Below are 12,711 nucleotides of genomic sequence, written 5' to 3'. Positions count from 1 at the left end.
TGTTTTTTTAAAAATTATAATAGTCGATCAATAATTGTTTCTAACTTTATTCCTCTTGATGCTTTCACTAAAATTAATGTCCGTTCATCTAAATACCCTTCTAAAAAAGTTATCGCTTCTTCTTTAGTCGTAAAGTGTTTTGTCTGAATCGATGGATTTTGTTGTTTTACTGCTTTACTTATTTCATTAGCATCTTCACCAATTGTACATACATACGCGATTGGCGGGGATATTACATCTGCAATCGAACGGTGAAAATCTTTAGACGAATCTCCAAGTTCATACATATCACCTAAGACAACAATCTTTCTTTCGTATCCTGTAATTTCTTTGACTACGTTAATTGCTGCTTTCATTGATGTCGGAGACGCGTTATATGCATCATTAATTAGTGTTACACCAGATCTTCCTTTAATCATTTCAAAACGCATTCCAGTCCGATCAACTTTTAAAAAGGATTGTTGCATCTCTTTCTGTTCCATACCAAGTTTTCGTGCTATTTCAATTGCAAAGGAAGCATTTTTGGCATGGTGCATTCCTAGTAATGGGATTTCATATGTATCATTGCCCATTAGCCGAAAGCTAGAATGTGAAGGAAGCATGCTAAATTGATCAATTACTACGTGATTAGAAAGGTCAAAACCTATTTTGATCGTTTCAACTTTATCACTATATGGTAATAATAATGATTCATCGCCATCAATTAACAAGGTGCCGCCAGACTTTAAACCACTTAAAATTTCAGCCTTTGCTTTAGCTATACCAGCTCTTGTGCCTAGATACTCAATATGAGATTCACCAATATTTGTAATTACCGCAATATCTGGTTCAGCTATTTTTGATAAACGTTCCATTTCACCAAAATGATTCATTCCCATTTCTAATATAAGCATTTCAGTATCTTTTGGCATTGATAGGATAGTTAAGGGTAAACCAATATGATTATTTAAATTCCCATCGGTATAATGTGTTCGATAGCGACTTGATAAAACAGTTGCTATTAAATCTTTGGTCGTCGTTTTTCCATTTGAGCCCGTTACGCCTATAACAATTGGATTTATCTTCAAACGATAAGCATGAGCTAATTGTTGCAATGCTACTAATGTGTCCGTAACAAAGAAAACAGGAAAATCCGTTGGCAAAAACTTCGGCAACGGTGTATCTTTTTCCCATATAGTAGCAACTGCACCTTGTTCAATTGCTTGATTCATATAGGTATGCCCATCAAATTTGTCCCCTTTTAATGGAACAAACAATGCATGTGACATTGGTTTTCTACTATCTGTGGTAACCTCATTAATTACAAATTGATCATGTATCGATCCCTTTGCATCAGGAAATAATTCCACTAGAAACGGTAAGGTAAATAACATAGTGATAACTCCTCAGTAAACAGTAATACATCCTCTTGCATAAACAAATTATTTATTCTTGCTTTAAACGTTGTTCTATTGCATGCTTCGCAACTTTACGATCATCAAAATCTACTGTTTTCGAACCAATAATTTGGTATGTTTCATGGCCTTTTCCAGCAATTAATATCATATCATTTCTTTTTGCCATTGCAATACTTTTTTCAATGGCATCTTTGCGATCTATAATAACCTCGTAATTAGACATTTCAACCCCAGCTATCATGTCTTCAATAATGACAGACGGCTCTTCAGATCGTGGATTATCAGATGTGAAAATAGCGTGAGCAGCATACTTAGTAGCAATGTTTGCCATTAGAGGGCGTTTCGTTTTATCACGATCACCACCACAACCTACCACTACATAAATATCACCTTTCGCAAAAGCGCGCATGGTCTGCAATACATTTTCAAGTGAATCAGGTGTATGTGCATAATCAACAACTACGCCATATGTTTGACCAAATTGAACAGGTTCAAATCTACCACTTACACCAGCTGTTTCTTCCAATGCAGCTTTAATTATTGTTAAAGGAATATCTGATAATAAACTAGTAGCTACAGCCGCCAACATATTATAGATACTAAACTTACCCATTAACTTACTTGAGATAGCTATATTTCCTTTATAAGTCACAAGTTCAAACGACGTACCATTTGCATTCAACTCTAAATTTGTCGCGCGAACATCTGCTTCATTGTCGATACCATACGTGATAACAGGCTGTGTTGTTGCATGAATAAACCTTTCGCTGTATGAATCATCTTGATTAATTACGGCATATTTCGGGTTTTTTGCATCATATCTGTTTCCTAATTGTTGAAATAATTGACTCTTTGCTTGAAAATAACTTTCCATATCAGCATGATAATCTAAATGGTCCTGTGACAAATTCGTATAGACTGCAATATTAAAGTCACATCCATTAACTCTCCCCATTTCTAAAGCATGAGAGGACACTTCCATAATAGCTGTTTCTATCCCACTATCGATCATCTCTTTAAAACCTTTTTGTAAAAAGGAAGCTTCAGGGGTTGTATTCGCTACTGGAACTTTCCTTTCTCCTATTTTCATCTGAATCGTTCCAATTACTCCTGTTTTTTGTTGATTTTTTTGAAATATTTCATCTAACAGATACGTAACACTTGTTTTTCCATTCGTACCAGTGATCCCAATCAGTTGTAAAGCTTGTGTCGGATTATCATAATAGCTATTAGCTAAAAGTCCAACGGCTTTAATCGTATCACGCACATATATAACGGGAACAGTACAATCATCTAATGGCTTTTCAGCTACTATTGCATGCGCACCATTTGCTTCAGCTTGTTTAGCAAAGTTATGTCCATCAACTGTGTAACCATCGATACAAATAAACAAGTTACCTTTTTGGACTTCTCTCGAATCAATTGTTACACCATTTATTTCTATATTAGCTATTGTCTGATCCACTTGGTATACAGGGATAATGTTTAGTACTTCTTTTAGTTTTTTCATGGCTTTCATCCTTACTATCTTTACTAATTATTTTTAATTAACTTTGATTTTCATCACAACTTCTTTAGTATAACAAATTTAACCTTAATCTTCATGATTAATCGTATCTATTTTTAATCAGAAAAGTAAAGACGTACTGTTTCTCCTTGTTCTACCTTTGTCCCTGCCGCAGGAGCTTGCTCGATTACCTTATCTCCTTCACCAGAAGCCTCTATTGAAAGATTAATTAAGTATTCTTGTAATTCATTACGAGACACGCCAATTAAATCTGGCACCTCAACTAATGGTTGATCGGGCCATTGATACTCTTTCCCTAATCCTTCAGTCGTTGTAGGTACGCCCATCGCGCGTAAACTATCTTCCATTATATTTCCTACAATTGGAGCAGCTACCACCCCACCAAATTGCACCGTGTTCTTCGGGTTATCAATGGCTAGGTAGACAACAATCTCTGGGTCATTAGCAGGAGCAAAACCAATAAAGGAAACGATATGATTATCCTTCATATACTGGCCATCTTCACCAACTTTTTGTGCTGTTCCCGTTTTACCACCTACACGATACCCTTCTACATAAGCACCTCTACCAGTTCCTTTAGCAACAACACTTTCTAGGGCCTCTCTTATTTGAGCAGAAGTATCATTTGAAATGACTTGTCTTTTCAAGCTCGGCTCAACTGTTTCCACACTCTCACCAGATACTGGATCTAACCATTCTGAAGCAACATACGGTTCATATAAGTAACCACCATTGACTGCTGCCGAAACAGCCATAACTTGCTGAATTGGCGTGACTGATACACCTTGCCCAAATGATGTGGTTGCTAGTTCAACTGGACCTACTTGATCTAAGTTGAATAATATACCATTCTCTTCACCGAATAAATCGACACCTGTCTTTTCACCAAAACCAAAATCATCAATATAAGAAAACAATTTTTCTTTACCAATTTTTTGACCTAAAGAGATAAAACCAGGGTTACATGAATTCTGAACAACTTCTAAGTAGGTTTGCTGGCCATGTCCACCAACTTTCCAACAGTGTAATGTTGCACCACCAACCTCCATACTTCCATCATCAAAAAATTCATCTTCGTATAAATCAACGACTTTTTCTTCTAGCGCTGCTGCTAATGTAATAATTTTAAATGTAGAACCAGGTTCATATGTACTCCAAATCGGTAAATTCCGATTATAAATATCTGCATCTACTGATTGATAGTCTTCAGGATCAAAATTAGGTCTTGAAGCCATTCCAAGAATTCCACCTGTATTGGGATCAACTGCAATTGCTAACGCGCCATCTGGATTATACGTCGCTTCCGCTTGATCTAACTCTCTTTCTATAATCGTTTGTACTTTCGCATCAATCGATAATTTCATATCTAAACCATCAGTTGGGGCTTGATACGTATCTGCCAAGCTTGGTAGCCGCTGACCTTTAGCATCAGAATAGAAAGATAGACTTCCTTTTTCCCCGCTTAGCTCTTCATCATAATATAGCTCTAATCCCATTAAACCTTGGTTATCTATCCCACTAAAACCTAAAACATGAGAAAGATAGTCACCATTAGGATAATAGCGTTTTGTATCTTTAGCAACGTAAACCCCATCTAAAGCTAACGTTTGGACCGCATCTGCTTGTTCTTCCGTAACCTTTCTGCCTTCATTGAATCTTACAATACTTGTGTTTTTAGTTAATTCTACTAACATATCTTCTTCCGATATTTCTAAGATATTACTCAGCAATCCTGCAACTCTTTCTGGTTGTTCAATTTGTCTAGGAACAATCATTACCGTTGGAGCTGTAACATTTTCTGCTAACACTAAGCCATTCTTGTCCAAGATTTGACCACGTTCCGCTTCAAAAGCAATATCTCTACTCCACGAAGCTTCAGCCTTATCCATTAGTTCGTCACCCATTATAAATTGGACATAACCTAAGCGAATCGTTATGACGAAGAACAAAAGAAAGGCAAAAAGAAATACAGTGACAATTCGTTTTCGCATCGTTACATTTGATACACGTTTCATGGCATAATAACTCCTCACATTATCCAAGTAAAGTTGTATCTAGTATATGTAAATGTTAAACGAATAGAACACTGTATCAATTTGAATGATTGACACAAATCAATCATTTTCTTCTATTGTTTCTTCTCACTATTCTCCCGTATTTTCAGGTGGGGCAAATTCAACCATAATATACGTGTTCTCACTTATATCAGAACCAGCTTTAACACTCTGTGATGTTGCATAGCCACTTCCTATATATTCTAAATCCAAATCAACTAATTCACCTAGCTCTATAACATTTCGCACAGACCACCCCGAAATGTTTGGCATCGTTGGTTTATCTGTTACTAACATGATATGTTCACCTGATACTACTTTTTCGCCAGCTTGAACCGATGAATCAGTTATCGACGTACCATTACCAATCAAGGTGACTTTTAAACCGTCCTCTTCTAAATTAGCTTTGACTTCATCTACAGATTTTCCACTAACCTCTGGAAATGTATATGTTGAAACAGTTTCCTGTACTTCTTTATCTGGTTGAATATTTAGGTAATGTAAACTATTCTCCATTACATTTTTAAAAATATATGAAACTGCTGCCGATCCAGATTCTCCTACTTCTAATTTTGGTTGTTGAACAGTAATGTACATAATCAGCTCTGGGTCTTCCTTAGGTGCCATTCCTAAAAAGGAAAAGATATAATTATTCGCTCCAGTTAAATAACCACCCTGTGACAGTTGTGCTGTTCCTGTTTTACCAGCAACAGAGTAATCAGATAAATTATAAATATTATGCGCTGTTCCATCTTCTGCGGTAACAACTGTTTCTAATATATCAAGCACTTGGTCTGATGTTTCTTCAGATATTGGATTTCCTACTACTTCTGATTCCGTTTCTTCAATAGTTTCTCCAGTTTCACTATCAGTAATTTTTGATATCACATACGGTTTCATCATATTACCATCATTAGCAATTGCCGTTGCAGCTTGGATTAATTGAATTGGCGTAACTGTTGAGCCTTGTCCATAAGCAGTTGTTAGCTTCTCGATCGTATAATTATACAAGATTGTTCCTGCTTTTTCTCTAGGTAAATCAATACCTGTATCCTGATCAAAATGAAACGCCTTTAAGTATTCCAAGAATGTTTCGGTCCCCATTTTCTCCCAAACCAACTTAGAAACAGCAACGTTTGAAGATCGACGAATACCTTCATTATAATCAATCATGCCCCATGATTGATTATAATCTGTAATCGGTTTTTCAATCTCATCAATTTTATATCTTCCAGATTGATAGAGTTCATTCCCGTTGTAGACACCTTCTTCAATAGCTGCCGCTAAAGTAAAAGCCTTAATTGTCGAACCAGCTTCAATTGGTGTCGATACCACATCGTTATACCAATTTTCAACATTCTCAAGGTCATTCGGATTATAACTCGGTCGATTACTCATCGCTAATATTTCGCCAGTTTTCGGGTCAATTACTGTGGCGGTAATACGCTCAGGATCATAATCTTCTACTACTTGTGACATCGCATCCTCTAGGAACGTTTGAATTTTTTGATCAATCGTTAGATACACATTGTTTCCATCTTCTTCTTCTTGAATAACTTCATCAGGATCTAGTAATTTGGTATTGTATTTATCGCGTTGATACGAAATAGAACCATTTGTTCCTTGTAAATAGTCATCTAACTGCGCTTCAATTCCTGTTATTCCCGTAATAATAGAATCATCATTTTTTTGAGCAAGGCCTATTATCTGAGAGGCAAACGTACCATTTGGATAATAACGTTTTGCTTCTTCATCAAAATTCAATCCTGGTAGATCAAGTTCTTCTATTTCTAACTTCGTTTCTTGACTTAATTGGCTACCATTTGTTCCAAATTCCACTTGAAATTTGTCGCTTTCTATCCCCGATTGGAGAATTGATTTAATCTCCGCAACTTCCATTTCCAACAAAGGTGCCAAAGCAACAGCTGTCGCATCCACATTATCAACATGTTTTGGTTTATCAGGGTCTGATGAATAAGCCTGATCAACAATCGCATACAAACCATATGTGGCACGATCTTGCGCAAGATCCATGCCATTACGATCATAAATGGTGCCTCGATTAGCTTCTATCGCGTAATTATTAGTCCTGCGATCATCAGCCCAGTCTTGCAAATCAATCCCCTGAATTTCACCGGTTGCCTGAATGTATAAAAAACGGCCGGATAGTGTTAAAAATATCACGACAAATATAATTATGAATAGATTCGCCATAGTCGATGTCGTTTTATTTTTCTTCACGTTTATCTCCCCATTACTGTTTCTATTCAGAAATTGTTGCTGTTTGTTTCACTTCTGTGTTTTGAATTTTTAATCCGTTCTCTTTTGCAATACGAAGAATGCGATCAGGATTACTATATTCTTTTACTTGATACGTTAAGTTGGCGTTTACCGTCTCTTGTTGTTGCACGCTACTTTCCAAACTTTGAATATCACGATTTAACGCATCTAAATTCGTACTAAATGATACAACATAAAATAATGTTGCTGCTGTAGTTAAAGAAAAAATCACATAAAGAAACTTTTCTCCGGATGTTATCCAACGCTTCGTTACATCTACCTTAACTTGTCTTTTTGGTTTCGTTTCTGTATACAGTTGTTCTTTTCTTTCAGCAGCCTGTTGTTGCCAATTTCTAGCTTCGCTAGCACTCATGCCTGATCCCGCCCTTCTTTAAAGAAAAATTGATCATTCCAAGGCTTTACCTTTTCAACAATACGTAACTTTGCAGAACGTGCACGCCTATTATTATCTAGTTCTTCTTCATCAGCCACAATTGGCTTTTTCGTAATTTGCTTAAATGGTGGTTGACTTGTCTCTGGAATAATCGGAATATTTCTAGGAAGTGGTGGTAACGAACTCCACTTCTTAAAAGCTTGTTTACATATCCTGTCTTCTAAGGAATGAAATGTAATCACAGCAATTCTTCCACCAACGGATACAGACTCTGCAGCTTGATGCAAAACATCATAAAACGCATGTAATTCATCATTTACCGCTATCCGAATTGCCTGAAATACACGCTTTGCAGGATGACCACCCGTTCTTCTTGTAGCTGCTGGTATACCTTCTTTAATAATCTCTGCAAGTTCAACAGTTGTTTCAATTGGCTTCACTTGTCTGGCTGCTTCAATTTTACGAGCAATTTGTTTAGAGAATTTCTCTTCACCATATTTAAAAAAGATACGAACCAACGCTGCATATGACCACGTATTAACAACTTCATATGCTGATATTGCTTGCGTTTGATCCATTCTCATATCGAGTGGCGCCTCATGTTGATAGCTGAAACCACGTTCACTCTGATCTAATTGTGGAGAAGATACGCCAAGATCAAATAAAATACCATCTACTTCATCAATTTGGTGTTCTGCCAAAACATCTTGTAAATATCTAAAATTCGAATGCACAAACAACATTTTATTGTCATGTGCAGCTAACCTTTTTTTTGCTGCTTCTAAAGCAATCTGATCTTGATCAAACGCTACCAGTAATCCTTCATCATTTAGCTGTTCAACTATTTTTTCAGCATGGCCACCGGCACCTAATGTACCATCAACATATGTACCATTTGGGCGAATATTTAATCCTTCTACTGCTTGAAGCTGTAACACACTCTCGTGTTCAAACATTCTTCCACCTTCTTCTTTTAATAAAACATCAATTGTCTATGTTTTAGTTCACATTTATATTTTCAAAAATCTATATCCAGCATATTTTCTGCAATTTCAGAAAAAGATTCTTCAGACTCTTCAACATAGCCTGTCCAAGCTTGATCTGACCATATTTCAACTCGATTAGAAACACCGATAACAGCACATTCTTTATCTAGTACAGCATATTTGCGGAGTGATGCAGGAATATTTATTCTTCCCTGCTTATCTACTTCACATTCAACTGCCCCGGAAAAGAAAAACCGTGTAAATGCTCGGGCATCTTTTTTCGTTAATGGTAATTTTTTTAACTTTTCTTCTAAAAGGTGCCATTCATCTATGGGATAAGCAAATAAGCATTGGTCTAAACCTCTCGTAATGACGAAGGTTTCTCCAAGTCCATCTCTGAATTTGGAAGGAACAATGATGCGACCCTTGGTATCAATATTATGTTTGTATTCTCCCATAAACATATAGATCGCCCACCTTTTTTTCTATCTTACCACAACCCCCCACTATCCTCCACCTTTTTTTAAAATTGATACCAATACGCTCCAAATTAATGCCTACCAGCCATGCATCTCGCTTATTTGGTAAATAATGTAAGACTTTAATACAGTTAAAAAAGGCGCTAACCTTTTGGTTAGCGCCTTTTTTATACCTTTATTATCTTTAGTGGTAAGTTGTGGGGATTAAAGTGTGACAAGATAATGAAAGTGTTTAAATGTATAAGATTGATTGATTATATCTTTTATCCAATTTTCTCCATACTGATTAATAAAGGAAACTGCATTCCATGATCTTTCTTGTAAGCCATTATTAGGGTGTAACGACACATGCAGCATATCAAACATTTCAATCGTTTGATGGTGTTTTTCCTCAAGATTTTTCTCTAATGCTTCTTGTAAATAGTCAACACTTTGTAAGAGATATGTTAAATTTTTCTCAGCCAATTTTTCAAGATCTGGTCCCATTGATTTCGCCACACCTTGTAAAGGCTGGTGAACGTGCTCAATCGACTGTTTCACTTGTTCAACTAATGTGTCTAGCGGCGGATTTAATTGCGAACCTATCCAAGATAATTTGGCTTGTAATGCTCCTGTTCGAATTACTTCTCCGACATCCATACCTTGCTGTTTTACTTTTTTCTCACTCTTACGATCCAACAATGTAAATGATAATCGCGGTAATACAGGCGGCATTTTGTACCCTAACGCATGAAATGCTGGTTTTAAAATAGACCAATATCCTAATTCACCTGGTCCCGCCATAAACGCAAGCGTAGGAAATAAACACTCCTGCATCAACGGCCTTGTTACTACATTATTACTTAATAATTCGGGGCTTTTTTCAGCTATTTCTAGTAATTCAGCCGTTGTAAAATGACATTCTTGATTTTTACCAGACCACTTTTCTTTATCCGTTTTAACTAACAAAATACGTTCACCATTTAAATGATAAAATAAGTGACCGTCTTCTTTCGTAACATCAACAGATATAGAATAACCGTTTCTTCGCACTGTTTGCAAGCTTTGATATACATCCTTACTTATTTCTGGTTGCTGCGTAATCATGGCTTGAAAATATTCTTTCTCTAATTGACGCACCATCGGATTACCCGAGTCAATTAATACTAAACCCTCACCTTTAAACAGGACATTCGTAATTTCTGCAAAAAAATCCACATACGTATCTGCATGACTTAACGCCTGCTTTACTTGTTGATAGATTTTTTTTGTATGTATGGTTTCATCCAACTCTTTAAAAAGTAATTCTAACCAATCAGTAGTCATTTGATTGTCTATTGGTAAATGTGACATGGATTGCTTTTCTTTCACATAGTGTGCAATTTTATGTTTTCTCATTTTACCTTGTTGTTGCGGGACCATAATATGATTGATTTCGGCAAAGTCATGATCTTCTCCAGCAATCCAAAATACTGGAATAACAGGAATCCCTAGGGCATCTTCCTGCTTTTTCGCAAATGTAATAATAGAGATCATTTTATGAATTGTATAAAGCGGTCCTGTTAAAAGTCCCGCCTGTTGACCACCAATAACGGTAACACTTGTTGGATCTTTTAAACGTTCTATATTAGCAAAGACCGCTTCATCTCCATGCCATTTTTCATTTAATTGCTTTAATACAGAAACAAGTTGAACTCGATCATAGGATTGGTTATGTAAGTCTGATACGCGTTGTTTCATCGTTTCTTCCGAAAATGGATCATAATCGAAGTGTTGCATAATTTCTTGTTTTTGTTGATAATAATCTTCTAGTAACTTACTATGTGCTAATGTTATGGGATTAATGGTCACAAGTACCTGCTCCTTCTGTTATATGTTCTTCTATTTAAGCTAGATTATATAATTGCATAATTATGTTTAAAATATTTCTGTTATATACGAATAAGTCCAAGTATGATACCTGTAATGCCTAGCAAGACATAGGCAACAAAAAAGCAAAGAAACATAGAACGCCAAAACAATTTAAAAGCATGCTTAAAAATAATCTCATGCGTAAATTTCCACTGTAAAATAACAAAACTCATCAAAACTACTAATAAAAAAAGAATGATACTACCGATATAGGATGACTGAAATAAATGATCCAACATTATCATAACAGAAATAATATAAAATAGCGTAGAATATGCAATACTACGATGCAATGCCTTTTTGGGATGCTTGTATATTCTTTTTAAGATGTAATAAAGTCCAACTGTAACTACTATAGGGAATGTAATAAAAATCGCTACTATGTATGCAATAAGGTGTGACATTTACTTCGACCCTCTAACTTTAATTTCTACGGTTATAAAGCACTTTTAACTTTCTATTCTTTTCATAAAACGAACGCCTTACTAATACCAGTTAAATCGAGCCAATTATGACACCTTTCGTGAAGGTACGTCAAGATAATCGTTCTATTTGTTTTAAACTCAATTTGCGCATTGTTATTTCTATTTCCATACCTTAGCATATAATAATGTTATTTATACGTCTAGTCCAAATTAGTTTATGGAATCTATTTAAATATTCCTAACTCAACTATCTCACAAAAAAAGAAGTGCGACTCGTTAACTGTTTTAAATTTAAAGTATAACGGTTATATTGCTTGACAGTCTTAAAAAAGCCTGGTTTCAAAAGATTTTCTTTTATTACGAAATAGCTTATAGCAACATAACACACTCGCTACAGAAGCAAGTCGGCTCCCTTTATGGTGGGTACAGAGAAACATTAGATATGCTTGTCTTCATTCATAACTGTGATTTTAAACATATGAAAGAATGCAGACACTATGCTAGCAAAGTATATTTCCAGATCGGTACGTTCAATTACTATCAAGCTCGAAAGATGAAATGAGGAGCATGAAGTCAAATTCAACTTTGGATTGCAGGTTTTAGTATGTAATAAAGTTACTTATTTGTTTTTTTGTAAATAAAAAGCCTTGCAAACTTTCTACAAGGTCTATAATTTAATAGTTGGTTTATCAAAATTTCCCCATAATCGTTGCATTTCATTAATTACCTCTTCATATTTTGCAACTTGTTGCTTTAATGCATTATTCTCCTCTATTATGTCATTTACTTGTTGATAATCGATAGTCTGCTTTTGTTCGATCGCATCATAATTACCTTTTACTTTTTCTAGAATTGCAATTGCGGCTTCTAATGTTAGATGTTGATTGCTTTCAGTAGGAAGATAGGTTGACTCATGTGGTTGTTTTTTTCTTTCTATTTTAGCTACATCAATCGCTTGTTGATACTGTTTTCGTATGGAAGCATTCCACCTAAAACCGCAAGCAGCTGGCGTTCTAACTAACCTTTTACCAACTTCTTTAAAAGCCTCCAATTGGGTTTTGCCATTGCGTATATAACGCAAAACAGTCTCTGCTAATAGCGCATCTTCATCCGGTGACCACGCATCTTGTCTAGTCGTACTCATTTTATTCCCCCTCCTATTACTTTTGCTATTACTATATGCAAAAAATAGGAGTACTAGAATCAAAACCATCTATTTTAATTAGCAGAATTGGCGATTTACATTGTGTGTAAAAAAAGCAGAACATAAGAGACTAC

Annotated in this window: 10 protein-coding genes; all 10 read right to left on the bottom strand. The window is 35.6% G+C overall.

The annotated features are described in order from the left end of the window. Window positions 1–14: 14 nt before the first annotated feature. The gene (locus tag D2K60_RS14015) at window positions 15–1,373 is read right to left on the bottom strand and encodes a UDP-N-acetylmuramoyl-tripeptide--D-alanyl-D-alanine ligase (protein ID WP_117169805.1); all 1,359 of its coding nucleotides are present in this window, start codon (window positions 1,371–1,373) and stop codon (window positions 15–17) included. A gap of 52 nt (window positions 1,374–1,425) precedes the next feature. Continuing rightward, complete coding sequence (locus D2K60_RS14010) at window positions 1,426–2,907, bottom strand: UDP-N-acetylmuramoyl-L-alanyl-D-glutamate--2,6-diaminopimelate ligase (RefSeq protein ID WP_117169806.1); 1,482 nt, start codon at window positions 2,905–2,907, stop codon at window positions 1,426–1,428. A gap of 113 nt (window positions 2,908–3,020) precedes the next feature. After that, window positions 3,021–4,940, bottom strand: a complete 1,920-nt coding sequence (locus D2K60_RS14005; RefSeq protein ID WP_117169807.1) for a stage V sporulation protein D — start codon at window positions 4,938–4,940, stop codon at window positions 3,021–3,023. Between the two features lie 129 nt (window positions 4,941–5,069). Then, on the bottom strand, window positions 5,070–7,220 hold the full coding sequence (locus tag D2K60_RS14000) for a penicillin-binding protein (protein WP_338048364.1): 2,151 nt from the start codon (window positions 7,218–7,220) through the stop codon (window positions 5,070–5,072). A gap of 22 nt (window positions 7,221–7,242) precedes the next feature. Then, window positions 7,243–7,632: a cell division protein FtsL gene (gene ftsL, locus D2K60_RS13995; RefSeq protein WP_117169808.1), complete on the bottom strand. Its 390-nt coding sequence runs from the start codon at window positions 7,630–7,632 to the stop codon at window positions 7,243–7,245. Next, on the bottom strand, window positions 7,629–8,609 hold the full coding sequence (gene rsmH / locus D2K60_RS13990) for a 16S rRNA (cytosine(1402)-N(4))-methyltransferase RsmH (RefSeq protein ID WP_117169809.1): 981 nt from the start codon (window positions 8,607–8,609) through the stop codon (window positions 7,629–7,631). Before rsmH ends, ftsL begins: the two co-directional genes overlap by 4 nt. Before the next feature lie 62 nt (window positions 8,610–8,671). Then, window positions 8,672–9,103: a division/cell wall cluster transcriptional repressor MraZ gene (gene mraZ / locus D2K60_RS13985; RefSeq protein ID WP_117169810.1), complete on the bottom strand. Its 432-nt coding sequence runs from the start codon at window positions 9,101–9,103 to the stop codon at window positions 8,672–8,674. Window positions 9,104–9,322: 219 nt separating this feature from the next. Then, on the bottom strand, window positions 9,323–10,948 hold the full coding sequence (bshC, locus tag D2K60_RS13980; protein WP_117169811.1) for a bacillithiol biosynthesis cysteine-adding enzyme BshC: 1,626 nt from the start codon (window positions 10,946–10,948) through the stop codon (window positions 9,323–9,325). Between the two features lie 80 nt (window positions 10,949–11,028). After that, on the bottom strand, window positions 11,029–11,412 hold the full coding sequence (locus D2K60_RS13975) for a DUF3397 domain-containing protein (protein WP_117169812.1): 384 nt from the start codon (window positions 11,410–11,412) through the stop codon (window positions 11,029–11,031). Between the two features lie 688 nt (window positions 11,413–12,100). Beyond that, on the bottom strand, window positions 12,101–12,577 hold the full coding sequence (locus D2K60_RS13970; protein ID WP_117169813.1) for an RsfA family transcriptional regulator: 477 nt from the start codon (window positions 12,575–12,577) through the stop codon (window positions 12,101–12,103). Between the last annotated feature and the right edge of the window lie 134 nt (window positions 12,578–12,711).

Source organism: Paraliobacillus sediminis (assembly GCF_003426055.1).
The sequence above is the reverse complement of the archived record's forward strand: the minus strand, read 5'-3'. Positions and strand labels throughout refer to the sequence as shown.

Bases quoted from the DNA above. Each gene is read 5' to 3' on its own strand.
- D2K60_RS14015 (WP_117169805.1), bottom strand. From the start codon at position 1,373: ATGTTATTTACCTTACCGTTTCTAGTGGAATTATTTCCTGATGCAAAG.
- rsmH (WP_117169809.1), bottom strand. From the start codon at position 8,609: ATGTTTGAACACGAGAGTGTGTTACAGCTTCAAGCAGTAGAAGGATTA.
- ftsL (WP_117169808.1), bottom strand. From the start codon at position 7,632: ATGAGTGCTAGCGAAGCTAGAAATTGGCAACAACAGGCTGCTGAAAGA.
- D2K60_RS14005 (WP_117169807.1), bottom strand. From the start codon at position 4,940: ATGAAACGTGTATCAAATGTAACGATGCGAAAACGAATTGTCACTGTA.
- D2K60_RS13975 (WP_117169812.1), bottom strand. From the start codon at position 11,412: ATGTCACACCTTATTGCATACATAGTAGCGATTTTTATTACATTCCCT.
- mraZ (WP_117169810.1), bottom strand. From the start codon at position 9,103: ATGTTTATGGGAGAATACAAACATAATATTGATACCAAGGGTCGCATC.
- D2K60_RS13970 (WP_117169813.1), bottom strand. From the start codon at position 12,577: ATGAGTACGACTAGACAAGATGCGTGGTCACCGGATGAAGATGCGCTA.
- D2K60_RS14010 (WP_117169806.1), bottom strand. From the start codon at position 2,907: ATGAAAAAACTAAAAGAAGTACTAAACATTATCCCTGTATACCAAGTG.